Raw genomic sequence first — 19,524 nt, 5'->3', positions numbered from 1 at the left:
ACGGTTCTAATTGTTTATTAGCCAAGATTAGCACTTTGTTGATATAAGATTTCTACGTTTTTTTCTTTTATTTTGTCAATATACTCATTAGAAATATTTTTATCTGTAATAAGCGCTTTAACAAGCGATATGGAGCCAAGATTGGCAAAAGCGCTGATCCCTATTTTTGAAGAGTCTGCTACAAGGTAAACTTCATCGGAAGATTTTATCATAGCCGATTTTACCATTAAATCGCTTAAGCTCGGATATGTGAGTTGCATGTTCGCAGAAATACCGGCAGTTGCTAGAAATAACTTATTCGCATGTACATCTTTAAGAGAGTCTGCTGCCATTTTTCCTGTTAAAGAAAGGGTAGGAGCTTTAAATTCTCCACCGGTTACAATTAAATTTATGCCATGATTTTCGCCCAAGATCAATGCTATATTTAAAGCATTGGTTATAACAGTCAGATGTTGGTAATTTATTAAAAGTTTAGCTATTTCGGTCGTTGTAGAGCCGGAATCTAAAATGATGCATTCTCCCTCGTTTATTAAAGTTCTTGCTTTTTTTGCAATTTCTCTTTTCTCTTCTATATATGTTTGATTAAATAATTTTCCTGTTTTAGCAAACGAACCGACATCTCTTAAAAAAGCTCCCCCATGCTCCCTTTGGATATGCCCCATGTTCTCCAGAACCTCTAAATCTTGTCTTATCGTTACATCTGTTACTTTAAAAATTTTGCTCAAGTCTTGAACTTTTGCATGTCCATCTTCACGAATTAAGTTCAAAATTTTTATTCTTCGTTGATTAAGTGCCATATTACTTATGAATTATATTTTGTAGTGTATTCTTGAATACTTCATATTATTTCGAATTGAGTATTCCCTTCTTATTTAAATAACAATGCAAAGTTAGTTAAAATCGAAAACAATCGAAAATAAACATGAGGGTTTTAGAAATTATGCAATATTGTTTTATCACAAATTATGCGTATATGTAACAGTCTGTGACTTAACTGCTAGTGGTTGATAATTTTCAGTTAACAGCATGTAAAAGATTGTTCTTGAGTATTTCCTGTATCTTTTTTCAGCCGATTAGGAGAAGGTATTCGGATTTATTATAATAGATTTAAAACTACTCATCGCTTTTGGTTGGGTGTTAAACGTAAGAACTCAAAAGTAAACAAAAATATTATTTTGATTTTAAATGGATATATCATGGATAAAATATTTTATTAGTTTTATATTCATCTTATTAATTGAATAATGTTGTATTTGTTTTTTATTTCGGTTTCTCTTTTTTTTACTCATAAATTGCCTTTTGTGCCCTTGTTTAGGTTAATAAATACTAAAAATATTGTGTTTGTTGTCGTTTTCTTTTGTTTTTCTGTTTTTGTTTATTTTCTTTGCAGGAGTAATAATAAAAAAGAGTAATTGTGAAAATAGAAAATTTGAAATTACAATCTGAAAGAAATCGCAAAAGATTAATGGAGGTTGTATATAAAGCAAGGGCAGGACATATAGGAGGTGATTTATCTTGCTTGAATGTATTAACTGTCCTTTACTTTTATATGATGAATATAGATCCCGATTTTCCAAATGATCCTAATAGAGATCGTTTTATCATGAGTAAAGGGCATTGTGTAGAAGCATTATATGTAACTCTAGAATCTAGAGGATTTATCTCTTCTGATATTGTGGATACATTAGGAGAATACGGTTCGGTGCTTGCCGGACATCCTACGATAGATATCCCCGGCATTGAAATAAATTCCGGTTCGTTAGGGCATGGACTATCTGTTGGTGCAGGTATTGCCCTCGCTGCAAAAATGGATCAAAAAACGTATAAGACTTATGTGCTGATGGGAGATGGGGAGCAGGGCGAAGGGTCTATTTACGAAGCCGCTATGGCAGCTCATCACTATCAGTTAGATAATTTAGTCGCTATCATTGATCGTAATGGGTTGCAAATTAGTGGGCCAACAGAAGAGGTCTTGTCTTTAGAAAATATTTCTGAACGTTGGGTGGCTTTCGGATGGGATGTGAAGGAGATGAATGGAGATAATATTGAAGATATTGTCAGAGCATTAAAATCGATAGACTATTCAAATCATAAACCTCATTTATTGATTTCGCACACGACTAAAGGGAAAGGAGTTTCTTATATGGAAGGTGTTGTTAAGTGGCATCATGGGGTTCCGTCTGCCGAGGAATATGAAGAAGCAATAGGAGAAATAACAGAAAGAATTATTGTTTTAGAAAATAGTAAATCAATATGATAGCTTGTAGAAAAGTCTTCACAGAGACTTTACTGAAATTAGCCCGTGTAGACAAAGAGATTGTGGCTGTAACTACTGATGCGAGGGGGTCAGTGACGCTCGATGAGTTCGCAAAAGAATTGCCATTGCAATTTGTGGAATGCGGCATCGCTGAACAGAATGCAGTCGGTATATCTGCTGGATTGGCTCATAGCGGCAAAAAAGTATTTTTGTGCGGACCTGCTTGCTTTTATACGACTCGTAGTTTGGAGCAAGTTAAAATTGATTTGGCATATAGTCAGAATAGTGTAAAATTATTAGGAGTAAGCGGGGGAGTTGCTTATGGAGCTTTAGGAGCTACACATCACAGTTTGCACGATATTGCCGTTATGCGCACTTTTCCCGGAATGAATGTGGTTATGCCCTGTGATGCACGTCAGACTAAAAAACTTGTAGAACTGTTGGCCAATTATTCGGAACCCGTGTATATTCGAGTGGGACGTGCTGCTGTGCCTGATGTTTATGAAGATGATAATTTCGAGTTTACATTTGGTAAAGCTAATACGCTGTTGGGTGGAAATGACTTGACAATTATAGGGACAGGAGAAACTGTTTATCATGCTTATCAGGCCGGCCTCATGTTACGCCAAAGAGGCATTGAAGCTCGTGTAATAGATATGGCTTTTATTAAACCTTATGATAAAGATGTCATTTTAAAGGCCGCCGCAGAGACGAGGAAGATTATTACCGTTGAAGAGCATAGTCAATGCGGAGGATTAGGAAGCATTGTCACGGAGGCTATTTCTGAAACGCCTGTGCCTGTTAAAATCATAGGCATACCCGATGAGAATGTGATACATGCTAAATCTTCTGAAATTTTCGCCTATTACGGATTAGATAAAACGGGCATTTTTAATGCTGCCTTAGACTTTCTTAATTGGAATACCCCATTGTTTATAAAAACTTAATATTATGAGACAAAAAATAATTGCGATAGATCAAAGTACCTCTACCACAAAAGCTGTATTATTCAGTGAGGAGCTTGTGTTGTTAAGAGAGGTGGATATACCTCATCAACAATATTATCCTCAAACAGGATGGGTAGAACATGATGCGGAAGAGATTTATCAGAATGTCCTGACAGCGATAGCTTGTCTGATAAAAGAAAAAGGAGAAGAGAATTGTACTTATTCCCTTGCCATAACTAATCAGCGCGAGACGGTGGTTGTGTGGAACAAGAATACCGGAAAGCCTATATATCATGCCGTGGTTTGGCAATGTTTGCGTGGTACCGATATTTGTAAAGATCTAAAAGCTAGGGGATACGATAAGGTTGTTCAAGAAAGAACCGGTTTGCTGCTCGATCCTTACTTTTCTGCAAGTGGGGTAAAATGGATACTCGATAATGTGAAGGATGCACGTGAAATGGCCGAAAGAGGAGAATTGCTATTAGGTACAATTGATTCCTGGTTGATTTGGAAACTGACAGAAGGTAAAGAACATCTAACAGATTATACAAACGCTTCCCGAACACTACTTCTTAATTTGTACACATTGGATTGGGATGACACATTACTTGAATTATTCACTATTCCCCGCAGCATGATGCCTCGTATAATGGCCTGTGATTCAGTCTTTGGTCGAACGACAATAAATAATTTGTTTAAAAACCCAATTCAAATTGCAGGAGTTATAGGAGATTCTCATGGAGCTTTAGTGGGCCAGATGTGTTTTGAAGCAGGATTGGGTAAAGCAACTTACGGTACAGGGTCATCTATTATGCTGAATATTGGAGAAGCCCCGGCGGTAGCTCCAAAAGGGCTGGTTACTACTATTGGTTTCGCTGCTTTAGGGAAAATTTATTATGCTTTCGAAGGGAATATCCATTGTACAGGCGCTACCATTAAGTGGATTGTTGAGAACTTGAAGTTAATTGATTCTCCTGACCAAATAGAAGAGTTAGCATCAAAAGTTGAAGATACCCAAGGAGTCTACCTTGTACCTGCATTTGCAGGGTTAGGGGCTCCATGGTGGCGTGCAGATGCAAAAGCGGCTATTTTGGGAATGACTTTGAAGACCGAAAAAAATATTGTCCTGCGTGCGGCTCTTGAATCGATAGCCTATCAGATTAAAGATTTGGTAAGTCTGATGTCCGATAAGGCCGGTATATCTTTGAGAGAACTCCGAGTGGATGGAGGACCGACTAAAAATCATTTATTGATGCAATTCCAAGCTGATATATTACAGACAACTATAAGATGCTCTGATATAGAAAATGCCTCAGTTTTGGGAGCCGTCATTATGAATGGACTAGCCCGCAATATTTGGAATAATTTTAAGGATATAGCCAATTTGTTTAATTCCAAAAAATACTTTTCCCCTAAAATGGATAAGAAGAAGGTAGAAGTATTAGATGTAGGTTGGCATGAAGCTGTGAATAGAATACTAAACTAAATAATATTTTAAAGATGAAAAACAATGGAAAAATGTGTTTTGGTATAATTATCGGGACACGAGCTTATTTTAATTCTGAGTTAGCTAAAGATGTTCGTAAACAGTTGCTGAAGACTATTACGGATGAAGGTTATGATTATGTAATTCTCCCGGAAGATGCTACACCTACGGGCAGTAGCAGTATTGAAACACGGGAAGATGGACTGATGTGTGCGGCGTTATTTCGTGAAAACCGTGAATATATTGATGGGATTATAGTGTCGTTGCCCAATTTCGGGTTTGAAATCGGCATTATCAATGCTATCAGTGTTGCCGATTTGAATGTTCCGATTTTGGTACAAGCTTGTGATGATGAAAATGATAAAGTCGATCTAGACAATCGTCGAGATGCTTTCTGTGGTAAGATTTCTGTTTGTAATAACTTGTATCAATATGGTCTTCCTTTTACAAATACAAGTCTGCATACGTATTCGATTTATTCTGATTTATTGGCTGAAGATATCAATAAATTCGCGGGAATTTGCCGTGTTGTAAATGGGTTGCGGCATGCCCGAATAGGAGCCATTGGTACTCGTCCGGCCGGTTTTCAGACGGTACGCGCTTCGGAGAAATTATTGCAGAAGAGTGGAATTACCGTCGTACCGGTTGATCTCTCCGAGATTCTCGGAGCAGCCCGTAAGATTGAAGATACCGATGTTGATTTACAGAATGAGTTGAAGAAAATTCGGAATTATGCAACGGTGCCGGACGAATATAGTGACAAATTAGTACTGCAGGGTAAATTCGGAGTAGCCGTAGAACGCTGGATTGAAGTCAATCAAATAGATGCTGTTGCGATTCAATGTTGGGATTCTTTGGAGCAGAATTATGGTTGTGCTGCGTGTGTCACAATGAGTATGCTGAGTGAAAAGCTACTTCCCGCAGCTTGCGAGGTCGATATCGCGGGAGCAGTTTCCATGTATGCCCTGACATTGGCAACAAAAGAACCCTCTGCATTGCTCGATTGGAATAACAATTTTGCGGAAGATCGCAATAAGTGCGTATGTACTCACTGTGGCAATTTCCCAAAATCTTTCGTTAGCAATGATTTAAGACTTGGAACGTTGGGTGTTTTGGGACGTACCCTCGGCAAGATAAATACTTTTGGTGCGGTATATGGCAAGGTGAGCAAAGGAGATTTTACTTTTTTCCGTATTTCTACTGATGATACGAAAGGTTGCATCAAAGCTTATTTAGGTACGGGTGAGATTACAGATGATCCCTACGGAATGGACGGATGTATTGCCGTTACCCAAGTAAACAATTTACAGACTTTGATGAGATACATTTGCAAAAATGGTTTTGAACATCATGTAGCGATGGTTCGAAACGATGTCAAAGATATTGTAAGCGAGGCCATCGAAAACTATTTGGGATGGGATTTATATGTTCATGAATAGAGATTTAGACCGTGAAAATAAATAGAAATTATGGTACTTGTCGATAATTATTTTTTAGCTATTTTATGTTGTGTCTATTGTTGTCTCTGCTGGGGTTCGTGGGCCAACACACAGAAAATGGTGGCGTTGAAAAACTGGAGTTTCGAGCTATTCTATTGGGATTTAACCGTCGGCCTTTTTGTAACAGCTCTCGTGGGAGCCTTAACATTGGGTAGTTTGGGAGAGGAAGGACGTACTTTCTTTGAAGATATTGCAGCGATGGACTGGGGCAGTATTAAATATGCTCTGTTAGGAGGTATCGTGTGGAACTTTGGCAACATCTTCCTTACAGCAGCCATCGCTGTCGCCGGTATGTCGATAGGGTTCCCTATTGGCGGCGGTTTGGCCTGGATAGGCGGTATTATCTTTAATTATTTACTTATTTCTCTTGCAGGAGAAGTTTATCCGGGTAACCAAGCGTTGCTTTGGATAGGCGTTGTAATCATTGTGGCTGCTATCTATATTTGTGGTAAAGCTTATGGAAAGATGTCGGCCAGCAAGGCATCCACGCCCAAAAAAGGCATTTTGCTGGCTATTATTGCGGGATTGTCTATCATGTTCTTTTATGGGCTGGTGGTTAAATCCATTGATCCGCAATATATTACTGGCGGAACAGGGACATTAACTCCCTATATGGGTGTATTTTGTTTCGCTGTAGGGGTACTCATCAGTACTCCCGTTTTCAACACCTTTGCAATGAACCATCCGGTACAAGGGCATAAGGTAACAATGAAAGATTATCTGAAAGGTGATGTTCGCACACACCTCATAGGGATGTTGGGCGGTTTTATTTGGATGAGTGGCATGGTCGTCAGCTTTATGGGATCAGGGGCTGCCAATCCTGCCATATCTTATGCGTTGAGTAATGCATCGCCTGTCGTAGCGATGGTTTGGGGTTTCTTTGTTTGGAAAGAATTCAAAGGCGCCCCCAAGGGTACTGTACCTCTAATTGCAACTATGTTTGTGATGTTTGTAATAGGATTAGTGTTTATAACCCTTTCTAACTGATTTATTTAATTTAAAATTAACCCAAAATTATTTCAAATGAAAACGATTGTAATAAAAATTGGACAGAAAAGTCTAATGACTTTACTATTCCTCCTTTTGGTAGGCATGACGTCTGTTTTTGGACAAAAACAAATAGTCGTGTCTGGTAAAATTGTTGATGAACTTAATGAACCGATGATTGGCGTAAATGTACTTGAGAAAGGTACTACAAATGGTATGATGACTGATCTTGAGGGCAATTATTCCTTACAGGTACATGAAGGTGCAATGATTGTTTATTCTTACATTGGTTATATTACTCAGGAAAGAACTGCGTCTGAAAGTATAATCAATATTACGATGAAAGAAGATATCGCAGCTTTAGAGGAAGTTGTGGTAGTTGGCTATGGTGTACAAAAGAGAAGTTCTGTAACGGGATCTATAACTTCTGTAAAATCAGAAGATATACAGAATCGAACCATTACTAATGTGGAACAAGCTTTACAAGGAAAGACGGCTGGTATACAGGTTATTTCTTCATCAGCAGCTCCTGGAGCTAATCCATCTATTCGTATTCGTGGTTATAGCAGTAATGCCAGTTCGGATCCGTTGTATGTTGTGGATGGGTTGCGTACTACTGATATCAGTAATCTGGATCCCAATGACATCGAGAGTATAGAAGTCTTAAAAGATGCTGCTTCCGCTGCTATTTATGGCGCCCAGGCTGGTAACGGCGTGGTATTAATTACCACCAGAAAGGCAAAGAAAGGAATTAGCCGGATTACGTATGATTTTCAGTTGTCATCCCAGAGTTTGGGGCTTACTCCAAAAGTTTTGAATGCACGGGAATATATCAACTATATGACGGAAGGGAATCTTATTCCTCAGGAAACAATAGACCGGTATTGGGATGGTAAAACCGATACCGACTGGATGAACGAAACGTTTGCAGCATCCATGATGCAGCGTCACAACATTAATTTCCAGAATGCCAATGAAATCAGTTCGCTATTTGCTTCGCTCTCTTACCTGAACAATAATGGGCCGATTATAGGAAATAAGGATGTTTTTGACCGTATTACTGGTACGGTGAATGCTGATTATAAAATAAAGGACTGGTTAAAGTTTTCTACAAATAACACATTCTCCCGGTATCACGTGCAGTCTGTGAGTGAAGCCTCTGCAACGAATTCTCTCATGTTATCTGCCATTCAACTGGACCCATTAACTCCCGTAACCTATTCCCCTGAGAAGTTACCCGATACGATGATCGGTTATAGGAACGCAGGGCATACTTTACTTAAGGATGCTAATGGAGATTACTATTCCATCTCTCCTTATGGCGACTCCAATAATATCAACCCATACATCATGAGAGACCGTGGCCTGACTAAGAGAGACGGTTTTGTATTTAGTGGTTCTACTTATCTGGATTTTAATCCTATAAAGGAGATTGTTGTTACTTCACGTCTGGGGTATCGGTATGCTTACCACAATTCTTACGGCTATGTAATGCCTAATATTACTTGCTCCGATCTTTACCAAGACTATGTGTCTGTAGATGCTTCGAGTTCTAACGCTACTTACTGGCAGTGGGAAAACTTTGCGAACTACACCCGGACGTTTGCCGATAAACACAACGTAAACGCTATGGTTGGAATGTCTTACTCTTCTAACACTTCCTTCGGAGTAACAGGCGGTATTAACGGCAGCCGTTCCGGGGATAAGCTTGATTTGGGGATTACCAAACTGAATCCCAATTATGCATACTTTGCTTATCAAACGGGCACTGCAACCCGCGCCGTAAGCGGAGGTGAAGAACGCCGATATGCCAATTTATCTTATTTCGGACGAGCATCTTACGACTATGCAAGCAAATATTTTGTTCAATTCACCCTTCGTGCCGATGCTGCCGACCTTTCTATTTTGCCTTTACAAAAACGATGGGGTTATTTTCCCGCCGTATCTGCAGGTTGGCTCCTTTCCAATGAAAAGTTTATGGAGAATGTCAGACCTGTGTCTCACTTAAAACTGCGTGCAAGTTGGGGACAGAATGGGAGTGTTGCAGGTTTGGCAGACTATATGTATGATGCAACCATTCTGTCGAAGATCAATTATCCCATGGCTGGCGACGTGTCTTATAAGATCGGCTCATTACCTTCAGCAACCGGAAATTATGATTTGAAGTGGGAAACTTCCGAACAGATTGACGTCGGTGTCGATCTTCGTATGTTGAACGATCGTCTGGGTTTCAGTGGAGACTATTATGAAAAGAATACGAAAGACTTGATTGTAACCGGCATTACTCCTTCCTTAATTGTAGGCAATACCGTTTCACCTATGAATGCTGGTAATGTTAAGAATAGCGGTTTTGAATTAGAATTATCATGGCGTGATAATATTAAAGATTTCAACTACAGTGTAAAAGCGAATATTGCAACGTTAAAAAACAAAGTAACATATTTGCATGAAACTTTGGAACGTATCGCCAGTGAAACCAGTTCGGGCATTGGTGTAATAAACTATTTTGAAGAGAAGTACCCGATGTGGTATATGCGCGGTTACAATTGCACCGGCATCGATCCTCAAACGGGCGATCCTGTATTTTCGGATTTGAATGATGATGGTATTATCGGAGATGCAGATCAGACGGAAATCGGTTCTGCCATACCAGATTTTACTTATGGCATGACCCTGACAATGGCGTGGAAAGGATTCGATTTTACAGCCTTTGGTTCAGGTTCACACGGAAATGATGTATTCATCGGCTATAACCGTACTTCCCGGATGAAAGCAAATACGATAAAAGAATTTTATGATGGACGTTGGACAAAAACGGGTGAAAATTCAAAATATGCTCGTTCTAATCCCAGTAATTATGATAAATATTTGAAGAGTTCCAAATTTGTATTTGATGGTTCCTATTTCAAGATTAAACAAATTCAGTTAGGATACACTTTACCTAAAGGTCTTTTGAAAAAAACCTACCTTAGTAATTTTCGTGTTTATTGTTCTTTGGATGATTTTTTTACATTTACTGGTTATCCAGGATTTGATCCGGAATTTACCAGTACAGGTAATGCGATGGGATTGGACATGGGGTCCTATCCCTCCAGTAAAAAGATCGTATTTGGTTTAAACGTATCATTCTAATCTTTAATTTAAAAGAAAATATGAAAACAAAACATATCTTATTAAGCATATTGGTCATTAGTTACACTGCTTTTTTCTCTTGTGAGGACTACTTGGATATCTCACAGCATGGTGTAAATACTTTGGATGATTTTTATAAAACAGACGCGGATGCAGAGGAAGCGATTATAGCGTGTTATAGTAGTTGGAAAGATACTTATCAATCTGCATTCTGGTTAAAGAATCTCCTCTCGGACGATTGTTACTCGGCCGGCGAAAGCTGGACGGCTGCAAGTGCTCAACTTTTATCGACTTATACGTTCGATTCGGATTTTTCCCATATCAAGACATTATATACCAATCTTTACAAGGTGATTTATGCTGCCAATATTGTTTTAGAGTATGTTAAAGGAGACTCCGATATTAAGTTTCGCGCACGTGCGGAAGCAAAAGTGTTCCGCGCGATGTCTTACATAGAACTGATCAGTCTTTGGGGTACTCCTCCATTGGTAGATCATCCTTTGGCTTCCAACGAATATGCTCAAGCGAATGGTGATACGAATGCTTTGTGGGCATTGGTCAACCAAGATTTGACGGAAGCTATCGAGAGTGGTAATTTGGAAGAAAAAGCGAATCCTGATGCTTTTACTTACCGCATTACTAAACAGTTTGCGCAAGCATTGTTGGGAAAGGCCTATATGTATCAAAAGAACTATAATGATGCTGCTGCTACGCTTAATGCTGTTGTCAACAGTGGTAAATATGCACTTTATACTGATTTTGAAAATATCCAGACAACAAAGGGGGAAGCGAACTGTGAAAGCATGTTTGAAAGCAACTATGTTTACGACGCTAACAATGCTACCGGTATCATGAGTGATATGATTTGGGTATATATACATTGGAGGGGAGATATGCTTTCTTTTAATGAACCGACTCAAATATATTCTCATGGCGGTTGGGGATTCTTCAACCCGACAAAAGAGAGTTACGATGCATTTGTCGGCATGGGAGATACTTATCGCTTGAATGCTTCTATTAAAACCTATCAGCAAATGGAAGATATGGGGATTTCATTGAGTGGAGCGATTGCCTATATGCCTGACAATGCTGGCTATTTCAGTTGGAAATATCGGGTTTATGAAGAAGATGTTATCAATTACTATTGGTTGCGTTGTCCTAACAATGCCCGAGCCATGCGTTATGCCGAAGTGTTGTTGCTTGCAGCTGAAGCAAATCTTCAGGCTGGCAGTGCTACTGAAGCTGTTGAATGTGTAAACAAAGTGCGTACCCGTGCCCGATTGTCGGCTTTGGTAAGTGTTTCAATGGATGATATTAAGAAAGAAAAACGCCTAGAACTCTGGATGGAAGGTTGTCGTTATCAGGATTTGATTCGTTGGGGGGATGCGGCGACAGTGCTGGCCCAGAGAGGTCGGGAAAGACCGGCTCTCTATAAAGATGGTCGTGTGAGTTGGAATGAACAAAAAAATGCTTCTGCGGGTTTTAAAACCGGAAAGCATGAATTACTTCCGTTCCCTGCCACCGAAATGAACGTTAATAAGAATATGAAACAGAATCCTGGATGGTAATGGGTCCTCTTGTTGTTTGTTTTAGAATATTCACAATGACTAGTAAATGCAAATGAACAAATAAATATGGATAGTATGGTTAAATTTAAATGCTTATTGCTCTCTGCCCTTCTTACAGCTCTGCCTGGTTGGGCGAATGCTCAACAGAAGCCTGCTGAAGGTCCGTCCCGCCCCCGTGTTATCATTACATGTGATCCGGAACTTGATGATTTGAACTCGCTAATTCGTTTCTTACTTTTCAGTACGGATTTCCGTGTAGAAGGGTTGATTTATGCCAGTAGTCAATTCCATTGGAAAGGAGATGGGCATGGTACAAAATGGTATGTACCCGGACGTGAATATTCTCGGGACGAAATAGATTACGGACCAATGGAAAGTTGGCGCTGGGATCCCAATGAACGTTTTATTGATGATGCGGTGGAAGCGTATGGAAAAGTATATCCTAACCTAAAAGTACATGCTCCTTCTTATCCTACTCCTGAATATTTAAAGTCGAAAGTGCGTATCGGCAATATTGAATTTGATGGCGATATATCTAAAGATACTCCGGGATCAGAACTGATTAAATCCGTATTACTTGACAAATGTCCGGATCCTGTATTTATAAACGCTTGGGGAGGTGCCAGCACCATTGCCCGCGCGTTGAAATCGATTCAGGATATTTATGAACATACCCATTCTTGGAAAGAGATCAAAGAAAAAATTGCAAAGAAGGTTGTTCTCTCTCTTTCAGGTGATCAGGACGATACGTATGCTAGATACATTAAACCTTTTTGGCCGGAGCTCGTGCAGATGGAGATGGGAGGCATGGCGGTAGGATTGGCTTACAATGCCCAATTGAGGGCTTCCAAAGAGAATCAGGTATTCTATTCTCCGGAGTGGATGCAAGAGAATATCAGCAGTAAGGGGCCTCTCGGCGAAATGTATCGTGTATGGGGTGACGGCAAGCAGATGGTTGAAAGTGATAAATTCGATTTTTTCGGATTGTCCGGTTATACGATTGAAGATCTTAAAAAACAGGGCTATATCGTCTGGACGGGGATACAACCGAAAGGCTCATTCTTGGCTGAAGGGGATACCTATTGTTACCTAAACCTAATCGATAACGGACTGCGTGGCCATGAAGAACCCACTTATGGCGGTTGGTGCGGCGGCAGAACGATTCTTCCGGATTCTGTAAACAACCTTCCGCGTATGAAACAGATGGAGTATAGGGCTGAGCACTATCCTTTACCTGACTTTACCCCGGCGGTGATGAATGGTTTGGCAGCCCGCTTTAAATGGTCGGTTACTCCCAACTACGCCGATGCGAACCATGAACCGGTTATCACGGGGGGGCTCGCGATGAGCACTAGACCGGGAGAACAACTGAAATTGCGCTATGCCGTAACCGATCCCGATAAAGATAAAGTTACGGTGAAATGGTGGCAGTATGTGTCGGCGGGTACCTATCGGGGAAAAGTATCTGTTGATGATCCCTCTTCTTCCGACACCCGCCTTACCATTCCTGCCGATGCCAAACCGGGTGATACGATTCATCTGATTATGGAAGTTACGGACAATGGAATACCCCAAATGAACCGTTACCACCGCCTGATTATTACGGTGGCTAAATAAATGAATGACTAGTTTTTAATATATAATAAAGAAATGAGAAAGATTTTATTAGCAATATTGTTTATGGCAGCTTGTGGAATGCAAGTGTCTGCCCAACAGAATCTATTTGTTGCACAGGATATAGAGTCGGCGATTGTGCACGACGATAATACAGTCACGTTCAACTTTAAGGCTCCCGATGCCGGGAAAGTGCAGATAGCCGGGGACTTTGCCGAAAAGGCAGAGGGACAACATATCGGCGGAATGGTGGGCGCAGGGCTTATCGATATGGCAAAAAAGGCCGAAGGTATTTGGACGTATACGACGAAACCGTTGAAATCGGAACTCTACAGTTATCAGTTTATGGTGGATGGCGTACCTACCCTTGATCCCAATAATGTCTATGTCTATCGTGATTTCGCTACACTAAGCAATGTTTTCATTGTCGGAAATGGACAGGCAGACTTATACAAGGTAAATAAGGTGCCTCACGGCACATTGTCTCATCAATGGTACCACTCCGATGGCTTGAAGACGGATCGCCGCATCAATATCTTTACACCGGCGGGTTATGAGCAATCCGGTGATAAAAAATATCCGGTGCTCTATCTGTTGCATGGAGCAGGCGGCGATGAAGATGAATGGGTTACTTTCGGACGTGCGACTCAGATCCTCGATAACCTGATTGTACAAGGAAAGGCTGTGCCGATGATTGTTGTTATGCCTAACGGCCACGCCGGCATGGAAGCCGCTCCTGGTGAAAGTAGTTGGGGTTTCTATAAACCGATCCATTTGAAAGAAGGAACTATGGACGGTGCTTTCGAAGAAAATTTCCACGAGATTATCGATTTTGTAGAGGCGAACTATCGTGTACAAGCCGACAAGAACCATCGTGCTATCGCCGGCCTTTCTATGGGTGGTTTCCACGCCATGCATATCTCTCGTTATTATGAAAATGCATTTGACTATGTCGGACTTTTTTCTGCGGCGGTTATGGAACGTCCAGGACAAGATAAAGGTGTTTATGGAAACTTCAAAGAAACGCTTAAGAAGCAAATTGCCAATGGTATGAAACTCTATTGGATAGGTATTGGAAGAGATGATTTCTTATATGAAGCGAATGCCGATTTTCGTACTCGTTTGGATAAACTCGGTTTGAAGTATGAATTTCTAGAGACGGAAGGCGGTCATGTGTGGACGTGCTGGCGGACATATCTTTCCGTTTTTGTTCCTAAATTATTTAAGGAATAAAGAAGGGTAAATCCGTAACGTCTGGAGAAACTCGCGGCAACGAATAGATATTTCCATAAATTTTATTATACAATGAAAATGAAAAAAACGATAAATTTGTTTGTGTGTGCTATATTCTATTTTGCGAATGGATTCACACAAGAAGCCGTATTCGGAGGACGCTCCATTCTTTCTCCTGAAGTGAATATGGATGGATCGGTCATTTTCCGTCTTTACGCACCTAAGGCCATTAAAGTAGAACTGACAGGTGATTTTTTGACGAATGTAAATGTTCAAACACCTATGGGAGAGATGGAGCAAGCCATTTTTGTAGAAATGAAGGAAGATAAAAACGGCATCTGGAGTTATACAACCGAAAAGCTATCTCCCGAACTTTATTCCTATAAGTTTCGAGTCGATGGAATGGATTATTTGGATCCTTCCAATGTATATATGTGCCGCGATATCGCTTCTTACGCGAATATTTTTATTGTAAAGAAAGAATCGGGAGATAAAGGGTACCTTTACAGTGTTAATGAGGTTCCCCACGGCGATGTTAACAAGGTTTGGTATGACAGTCCCACTCTGAAAATGAAACGAAGGATGACGGTGTATACGCCTGCCGGTTATGATAAAGGTACCCCTTATCCGGTATTATATCTGTTACATGGTGCAGGAGGTGACGAAAATGCATGGATTACATTAGGACGAGCTGTCCAGATAATGGACAATTTAATTGCGTCAGGTAAAGTAATACCCATGATTGTTGTTATGCCGAATGGAAATACCAATAGCCAAGCTGCTCCCGGTGAATGGTCTAAAGGCATGTATAGACCTTCTTTTATGGAACATGAAGCTTCTAAAGCAATAGCATCTATGGATGAAAGTTTCCCCGATATTGTAACGTATATTGAAAGTCATTATCATACGTTGAAAGGGAAAGAAAATCGTGCGATTTGCGGACTTTCCATGGGAGGAGGTCATTCATTCGCTACCACCAAGCGTTATCCCGACATGTTCAATTATGTGGGGCTCTTTTCCGCTGCTATTTTTTTAGGAGGCAACGACCCTAAAAAAACAAATATGGAGATGCTGGAAAGTGATCCGATATTGGAGAAAGAAATAGCGGGCTTATTTGAGGCGGCTCCTAAGCTTTATTGGATTGCCATCGGGAAAAAGGATTTCCTTTATAAGTCGAACGAAGATTACCGGAAGTATTTGGATGCCAAAGGATACAATTATGAATATATGGAGACGGACGGAGGACATATTTGGCGTAATTGGCGTATTTATCTTACTTTATTTGCGCAGAAAATATTTCAATAAACAAAAGTTAATTCAATGATGAAAAGAATATCGTTTTATATTTTACTTATCATAAGTACATTAAATGCTTGTAATCACAGTGTCCCCCAGTTAGGCAAAGATTCTATGGATGATGTAATCAAATCCATGACGTTGGAGGAAAAAGTTCATCTGGTAATTGGAACCGGAATGGCGGAGACTTCGGGCGACAGTGCCGTTATCGGCAGCACTCAGAAGCTAGTACCCGGGGCGGCAGGCACTACTTATCCCATTCCGCGTCTGGGAATTCCGGCTATTGTATTGGCGGATGGTCCTGCTGGTTTACGCATCGATTCTATACGTGACGGAGATTCTTCCACCTATTATTGTACACATTTTCCTATCGGTACTTTACTTGCCTCTACTTGGAATCAAGAATTGGTGGAAGAAATTGGTCAATCTATCGGTAATGAGGCTTTGGAATATGGCGTGGATGTATTGTTGGCGCCTGCCTTGAACATCCAGCGAAATCCTTTGTGTGGTCGTAATTTCGAATATTATTCAGAAGATCCGCTCGTATCAGGCAAGATTGCTGCGGCCTATGTCAGAGGTATACAGCGAAATGGAGTCGGAACTTCCCTCAAACATTTTGCAGTCAATAATCAGGAAACCAATCGTATGGAAAATGATGCTCGTGTCACTCCCCGTGCTTTACGGGAAATCTATTTGAAAGGTTTTGAAATCGCTGTAAAGGAATCGTCGCCACGGACTGTAATGTCGTCATATAATTATATAAATGGGGTGTATGCTTCTGAAAACAAGGAGCTTCTTTCAACTTTACTACGAGATGAATGGGGATTTAAAGGAGCGGTGATGACCGACTGGTTTGGAGGGAAAGATGCAATAGCCCAAATGCTGGCGGGTAACGATATACTTCAACCGGGTAAAGTTGAGCAGTACAATATGATTGTGGAAGGAGTAAAATCCGGAAAACTAGACGTGTCGGTACTCGATCGGAATGTAAAACGTATCCTTGAACTAATTATAGAGAGTCCTCGTTTTAAGGAGTACAACTATTCCAATAAGCCCGATTTGAAAACACACTCAATTGTTACCCGCCAGTCGGCTACGGAAGGAATGATCTTGTTGAAGAATGATAACGGAACTCTTCCTTTGGACGAAAATATCAAGAATATAGCCCTTTTCGGCTGTACTTCTTATGATTTTATTGCAGGAGGTACTGGATCGGGGAATGTGAATCGGGCTTATACCGTTTCTTTACTGGACGGCTTGAAAAATGCTGGTTATGAGGTCGACGAGTCCTTGAAAGCTACCTACGAAGAACATATTGCTTCCGAAAATAAGAAGAATGCTCTCGATTCCTCCGGAGCCTTTTCCAGATTCATGCCGGTGCCACGCCCTACGGAACTTGTTCCTTCAGCAGGGGGATTAGCCGGGCAGATGGCCAAATCGGATGTGGCATTGGTTACCTTGGGACGTACTTCCGGTGAATTTGTCGATCGTGAAATTAGTGTTTTTAAGCTGAATAAAGAAGAGTATGAGATGTTACAGTCTGTTTGTAAAACTTTCCATGCAGCCGGAAAGAAAGTGATTGTGATCTTGAATATTGGAGGTGTGATAGAAACCGCTTCTTGGAAGAACTTGCCGGATGCTATCTTAATCGTTTGGCAGCCTGGCCAGGAAGGTGGAAACAGTGTCACAGACGTGTTAAAAGGCAATGTCTCGCCGTCGGGTAAGTTACCGATGACTTTTCCGGATAACTTGACGGATGTCGCTTCTTCTGCTAATTTTCCGATGGATGTAAAAGCGGATATAGATGTGAGAAATAAGGCTGACAAGAGGACTTCGGTAAAGAATGTGGATTATACACAGTATGAAGAAGATATTTTTGTCGGCTATCGCTATTTCGATAGTTTCGGCAAACAGGTTTCATATCCGTTTGGTTATGGGCTTTCTTATACCGCTTTTGAATATACAAATCCCAAATTGAAGATTGATAATGGTGTATATACAATCTCCGTCGATGTAAAAAACACAGGTAAGTTTGTGGGTAAGGAAGTGGTTCAACTTTATGTCTCTGCTCCCAATAACGGCAAGATGGATAAACCCGAAAAAGAATTGAAGGCGTTTGCCAAAACCGGAGAATTGAAACCCAATGAAACTGTTACAGTAACCCTGACCGTGAATGTCGGCGATCTGGCTTCTTATGATGAGGAAGCTTCAGCATGGGTGATAGATCCGGGGAATTATAAATTTTTGATTGGAGCTTCCTCGCGTGATATCAAGAGTGTACTTCATCTGGATGTTGATGCAAAAATCGAGAAAACAAGAGATATTTTAAAATTGAAAACGACAATGGCAACCCTAAAAAAGTAAGAATTATGTTTTGCGATTCAAAAAGAATACACTCTGCGTATGCTGTAGAATATGTTTTATTATTTGTATTTGAAGAATATCTGCTATAAGTTTGTAAATTGCTTTAGAAAGCAAGGGGGGGATATTCACCTGTTTTCCTAGCCGGGTCACGCAAAATTGATATTGAAAAGTTTTAGTAAATTTTTTGCTCGTCCTTGTCCAGGTAAAGTTTTGTGTGGAGCTTATCTGAGAGGTGTGTTTTGATTTCTACCTGATAATCGACTGTTCTTAACTTGTTTACCGGATATACTAAACGGGCGATGACCAAGTGGCGGAATAAACGGTCTTTTATCCGGTTAACCCCGATTTCGTAAAAGATCTTTCCCAACAACAGTTCGGGACCAACCAGGCAAAAAGATTGAAGTGCTGAGAAATATTTTTCAACCACGGCTTGTTCGTCTTCTTCGAATAAGAGGACTTGCTGCCCGGCGTATTGTCGAATAACAACCGCCCTTGTTCAAATAACCTGTCAACTTGGTTGGGATCCGCTGAACTCCCCATGGTTTTAATTAAAACAGATTTTTCGGCTCGCTTCTCGATGATTTGGACACTAATGACCCCGCTCTTATTTTTCTTTTTTCTGACAAACATTCCTACAAACATACGCCGGGTCACCCAATTTTGAAAACCTATAATTGAATTTCAGAGACTTATCTGTAAAAATAGAGATTAATTACAAAAACTGAGGAAAACAGGAATATAATGTGTAAGAAGAATGCAGTCCACTTTTTTTGTGGAATAAAAAAGAATATCTACCTTTGTGACATGTATCCGGAAACGAAATGGAAATAAAGTTTGAAAAGGAGTATTTGCGGGAATTGTACGAAACCGGTAAAACCAAGGATAAAAAACACCGTTTTCAACCCTACGTAGCTATAAAGTATCGCAAGACGGTCGATATACTTGAATCCGTTACCAAAACGGAGGACTTATACCGTTATAATGCATTGCATTACGAGGAATTGAAAGATGATAAAAACGGTTTGGAATCTGTACGTGTGAATGACCAATACCGCATTGAATTCAAAACAACTAAGGTTGTTTCGGAAACAGTTGTTACAATATGCAATATAATGGAGTTGTCGAATCATTATATATAAAT

General features: G+C 40.3%; 14 protein-coding genes. 12 read left to right on the top strand and 2 right to left on the bottom strand.

Annotation, left to right across the window (positions count from 1 at the left end):
• Positions 1–17: 17 nt before the first annotated feature.
• On the bottom strand, positions 18–797 hold the full coding sequence (locus tag ABNK31_RS12940) for a DeoR/GlpR family DNA-binding transcription regulator (protein ID WP_418892919.1): 780 nt from the start codon (positions 795–797) through the stop codon (positions 18–20).
• Positions 798–1,414: 617 nt separating this feature from the next.
• On the opposite strand from ABNK31_RS12940, the gene ABNK31_RS12935 reads away from it, so the two are divergent.
• The 11 genes from ABNK31_RS12935 (at position 1,415) to ABNK31_RS12885 (ending at position 18,383) form a co-directional block, all read left to right on the top strand.
• Positions 1,415–2,257: a transketolase gene (locus tag ABNK31_RS12935; RefSeq protein WP_418892918.1), complete on the top strand. Its 843-nt coding sequence runs from the start codon at positions 1,415–1,417 to the stop codon at positions 2,255–2,257.
• Positions 2,254–3,204, top strand: coding sequence for a transketolase family protein (locus ABNK31_RS12930; RefSeq protein WP_418892917.1), 951 nt, complete (start codon positions 2,254–2,256; stop codon positions 3,202–3,204). The genes ABNK31_RS12935 and ABNK31_RS12930 overlap by 4 nt, the downstream gene beginning before the upstream one ends.
• A gap of 4 nt (positions 3,205–3,208) precedes the next feature.
• Positions 3,209–4,690 (top strand): FGGY-family carbohydrate kinase, encoded by a 1,482-nt coding sequence (locus ABNK31_RS12925; RefSeq protein WP_418892916.1) that lies wholly within the window; start codon positions 3,209–3,211, stop codon positions 4,688–4,690.
• 14 nt (positions 4,691–4,704) lie between these two features.
• On the top strand, positions 4,705–6,129 hold the full coding sequence (locus ABNK31_RS12920; protein ID WP_418892915.1) for an L-fucose/L-arabinose isomerase family protein: 1,425 nt from the start codon (positions 4,705–4,707) through the stop codon (positions 6,127–6,129).
• A 30-nt stretch (positions 6,130–6,159) separates the two neighbouring features.
• Complete coding sequence (locus ABNK31_RS12915) at positions 6,160–7,176, top strand: GRP family sugar transporter (protein WP_418892914.1); 1,017 nt, start codon at positions 6,160–6,162, stop codon at positions 7,174–7,176.
• Positions 7,177–7,251: 75 nt separating this feature from the next.
• Positions 7,252–10,308 carry a SusC/RagA family TonB-linked outer membrane protein gene (locus ABNK31_RS12910; RefSeq protein WP_418895409.1) on the top strand — a complete coding sequence of 1,019 codons (3,057 nt, stop codon included), beginning with the start codon at positions 7,252–7,254 and terminating at the stop codon, positions 10,306–10,308.
• 20 nt (positions 10,309–10,328) lie between these two features.
• The gene (locus ABNK31_RS12905) at positions 10,329–11,876 is read left to right on the top strand and encodes a RagB/SusD family nutrient uptake outer membrane protein (protein ID WP_418892913.1); all 1,548 of its coding nucleotides are present in this window, start codon (positions 10,329–10,331) and stop codon (positions 11,874–11,876) included.
• Between the two features lie 75 nt (positions 11,877–11,951).
• The gene (locus ABNK31_RS12900) at positions 11,952–13,493 is read left to right on the top strand and encodes a nucleoside hydrolase-like domain-containing protein (protein WP_418892912.1); all 1,542 of its coding nucleotides are present in this window, start codon (positions 11,952–11,954) and stop codon (positions 13,491–13,493) included.
• 33 nt (positions 13,494–13,526) lie between these two features.
• Entirely contained in the window at positions 13,527–14,723 is a 1,197-nt protein-coding gene (locus ABNK31_RS12895) for an esterase (RefSeq protein ID WP_418892911.1), read from the top strand.
• A gap of 78 nt (positions 14,724–14,801) precedes the next feature.
• Positions 14,802–16,028, top strand: a complete 1,227-nt coding sequence (locus ABNK31_RS12890; protein WP_418892910.1) for an esterase — start codon at positions 14,802–14,804, stop codon at positions 16,026–16,028.
• 18 nt (positions 16,029–16,046) lie between these two features.
• Positions 16,047–18,383, top strand: coding sequence for a beta-glucosidase family protein (locus tag ABNK31_RS12885; RefSeq protein WP_418895408.1), 2,337 nt, complete (start codon positions 16,047–16,049; stop codon positions 18,381–18,383).
• Between the two features lie 172 nt (positions 18,384–18,555).
• Here ABNK31_RS12885 and ABNK31_RS12880 read toward each other — a convergent pair whose 3' ends face one another.
• On the bottom strand, positions 18,556–18,810 hold the full coding sequence (locus ABNK31_RS12880; RefSeq protein WP_418892909.1) for a hypothetical protein: 255 nt from the start codon (positions 18,808–18,810) through the stop codon (positions 18,556–18,558).
• A gap of 394 nt (positions 18,811–19,204) precedes the next feature.
• On the opposite strand from ABNK31_RS12880, the gene ABNK31_RS12875 reads away from it, so the two are divergent.
• Complete coding sequence (locus tag ABNK31_RS12875) at positions 19,205–19,522, top strand: type II toxin-antitoxin system RelE/ParE family toxin (RefSeq protein ID WP_418892908.1); 318 nt, start codon at positions 19,205–19,207, stop codon at positions 19,520–19,522.
• Positions 19,523–19,524: the final 2 nt, after the last annotated feature.

It is taken from the genome of Limibacterium fermenti (genome assembly GCF_041902845.1).
GTDB classification, from domain to species: domain Bacteria; phylum Bacteroidota; class Bacteroidia; order Bacteroidales; family Dysgonomonadaceae; genus Limibacterium; species Limibacterium fermenti.
Note: the sequence above shows the minus strand (reverse complement) of the source record. Positions and strands in the feature narration are given on the sequence as shown.